General features: G+C 71.5%; 3 protein-coding genes. 1 reads left to right on the top strand and 2 read right to left on the bottom strand.

The window, feature by feature from the left end:
• Positions 1-1,474, top strand: a 1,474-nt coding sequence (locus U9R90_RS35075; protein WP_411061446.1) for a hypothetical protein, incomplete at its 5' end; no start/stop codon positions are given.
• On the opposite strand, the gene U9R90_RS35070 is transcribed toward U9R90_RS35075, so the two are convergent.
• Together U9R90_RS35070 and U9R90_RS35065 are read right to left on the bottom strand one after the other, a co-directional pair.
• The gene (locus U9R90_RS35070) at positions 1,460-1,957 is read right to left on the bottom strand and encodes a thioesterase family protein (protein WP_411061444.1); all 498 of its coding nucleotides are present in this window, start codon (positions 1,955-1,957) and stop codon (positions 1,460-1,462) included. The genes U9R90_RS35075 and U9R90_RS35070 overlap by 15 nt on opposite strands.
• Positions 1,954-2,931 (bottom strand): 3-hydroxyacyl-CoA dehydrogenase NAD-binding domain-containing protein (locus tag U9R90_RS35065; protein WP_411061443.1); only part of this gene is annotated, 978 nt, incomplete at its 5' end. The genes U9R90_RS35065 and U9R90_RS35070, both read right to left, overlap by 4 nt.

The raw sequence follows: 2,931 nt of genomic DNA, 5'->3' as shown, positions 1-2,931 counted from the left end.
CCCGGTGCGCGCACTGGCCGTCGGGCTGCTGAACCTGAGCGGTCTCGGCCTCGGCTATGTGCTGCTGCGCCGCTGGGTGCTGGCCGCCGTGTGCTGGGCGGCCACGGCCGGGCTGCTGGTGACCGCGCTGCCCGCCGAGGCCGACGGGATAGCGGGGGTCTGGGTGATCTCCTATGCGGCGGTGCTGCTGCTCGCCGCCGCCGACGGGGCGCGGCGCGGCTACCGTGCGGCCATCCTGCTGCCGGGGCGGCCGCTGGTGGCCGCCGTCCTGGGACTCGCTCTGCTGGCGGTGCCCGCGGGTGGTGCGGTCGCCTACGGCTCCGCCAAGGACGAGGCGATGGAGAAGGTGCTCCTTGAGCGCCTGGAGAAGGCCGACGCGATCGTCAAGGGCGCGTCGGGCGAGCCGTTCACGAAGGCGCGGCCGGAGTACCGCCTGGCCCTGCAGCGCTACCGCTCCCTGGGCGAGAAGCACTCCGGCTCGCGGGCCGGAAAGCTGGTGCCGAAGCGGCTCGACGCCTACTACCAGGCCGTCGCCGCCCCGTACCACGACAAGGACCACTGCACGGCCATCGAACCGCTGACGTATCTGCGGACCGTGCCGGACGAGGTGGACGGCAAACTCCTCGGCGAGCTGGCCGACTGGCCCGACGACCCCCTCGCGACCTCCCTGTACGAGTGCGGGATCGCCAAGCTCGGCACCCGCACAGTGGGGTCGACCGGTGGCGACCTGGGCGAGCTGCTGCGGACGTTCCCCGACTCCGAGCAGGCGGGCCAGGTGGAGCCCGCGATCCGCAAGGAGATCAAGAACCAGGTCGGGAAGCTGAAGGGCAGCGCGCCGTGCACCGCCACCGACCAGCTGCGCCGGATCGGCGACACCGCGAAGGACCTGCCGGACAGCACCGGCGACGCGCTGAGCGGGGACGTCGACAGCGGGGTGGAGAGCGGCACCTACGCCTGCGGTGTGGACCAGTTCGAGGACAAGAAGTTCAGTTCCGCGCAGCGGACGATGAACGACTTCGCCCGCACGTACAAGAACAGCTCGCGCACCCCGCAGGCCAAGAAGATCGCGATCGCCGCGGAGATCGCCACCGCGCGCCCCCAGGCCGGAAAACGGCTGCCGCGCAAGGGCAGGCCCGGGGGCGCCCGGATGGAACTGGTCATCACCAACGACGCCCCGAATCCGGTGGAGATCCTGTACACCGGCTCGACCACCGGCAGCGTCAAGATCCCGGCGTGCGCGAACTGCAAGGAGTACGCGGACCGGACGGCCAGCAGGAAGAACGGCTGCGCCAGCAGCTCGAAGAAGTACCGGAAGACCACGCTGCGGCTGCCCGCGGGCGACTACCACTTCCTGGCCAAGTACGGCCTCGGCGTGCGGGACATCGCCAGCGGCCGGGACATCCAGCCCGGTTACCGTTACACCACCTGCACTGTGATCGTCAGGAGCGGTTCCCTGGGGTCACTTGGCCTGTAGGCCGGTGACCTTGGCGATGGACCGGCCCGCCCAGTCGGGGGCCGGTTCCGTCAGGGCGACCAGCCGGGCCCGGATCTCGTCCGGGAACGGTGCCGCGCGGCCCGCCTGCTGGTCCACATGCAGGGCCAGCAGCTCGGTGGTCGCCACCGGCTCGGCATCCGATGCAAGGGGCGCGTCCGGCTGGTCGACTACGTACAACTCGTGGGTGAAGCGCGCCTTCTTGGCGTCGGCCCCCAGAATCCGGGTCCGGACCGCGAGGGGTGCGCCCTCGGCGACATCCCGCAGATAGCGGATATGCGCCTCGACGGTGTAGAGGGAGCAGCCGGTGCTGTCGCGGTACCCGGCGTGCAGTCCGGTCTCGATCATCATCGCGTCGGTGGCGTACCCGAAGACGAGGACGTAGAACGCCTCGCTCATATGGCCGTTGTAGTCGATCCACTCGGGGCGGACGGTGTCCCGCAGCAGCGGCAGGGGCTCGGTCACTTCGTCTCCTCCTGAGGGCCCTGGCCGAGGCGGCCGGTCGCCCGCAGTACGTCGATCACGCCCTGGTCGCGTACGGCGACCAGGTCGGCGATGGTGCGCCCGGCCGCGGCGTCGTCGCATCCGGCGACCACGGCGTCGTACAGCTGCTTGTCGAGTTCGGGGGCTTCCAGGCGGGTCCAGGGTGACTTCAGGGACGGGCCGAAGTGGTCCAGCATGTGTGCCATGCCGCCCTCGCCGCCGGCCAGCGCGAAAGTCAGCATGGGGCCCATGAACGCCCAGCGCAGGCCGGGGCCTTCGGTGATCGAGTCGTCGATCTCGCTAACGGTGGCCTCGCCGTTGGCGACCATGTGCAGGGCCTCGCGCCAGAGCGCTTCCTGGAGGCGGTTGGCGATGAACCCGGGGACTTCGCGCCGCATGGTGATGACGGACTTTCCGGCCACCTCGTAGAACCGCGAGGCCCAGGTCACGGCGTGCGCGGCGGTGCGCTCGCCGCCGACGACCTCGACCAGGGGGATGAGGTAGGGCGGGTTGAAGGGGTGGCCGACGACCAGGCGGCCGGGGTCGGCGGCCTCGGTCTGCATGTCGGTCATCGGGTAGCCGGAGGTGGAGGAGGCGATGACGACCCCGGCGGGGGCCGCGGCGTCCAGGCGGGTCAGCAGGTCGCGCTTGAGCTCCAGCTTCTCCGGGGCGCTCTCCTGGACGAACTGGGCGTCGGCCACGGCCTCTTCGAGGGTGTCGGCGACGGTGAGCCGGTCGGGCGAGGCACCGTCGGCGAGGCCGAGCTGTACGAGGGCGGGCCAGGCGGCGTCGACCAGGCGGCGCAGCTTCTGCTCGGCGTCGGGGGCCGGGTCCCAGGCGGTGACGTCGTAGCCGCGGGCAAGGTAGTGGGCGACCCAGCCGCCGCCGATGACTCCGGCACCGACACAGGCGACGCGGCGTACGTCTTCGGGGGCGCAGGGGGCGGGGGGTGTGGT

The organism is Streptomyces sp. E11-3 (assembly GCF_046540415.1).
Lineage (GTDB): Bacteria > Actinomycetota > Actinomycetes > Streptomycetales > Streptomycetaceae > Streptomyces.
Note: the sequence above shows the minus strand (reverse complement) of the source record. Positions and strands in the feature narration are given on the sequence as shown.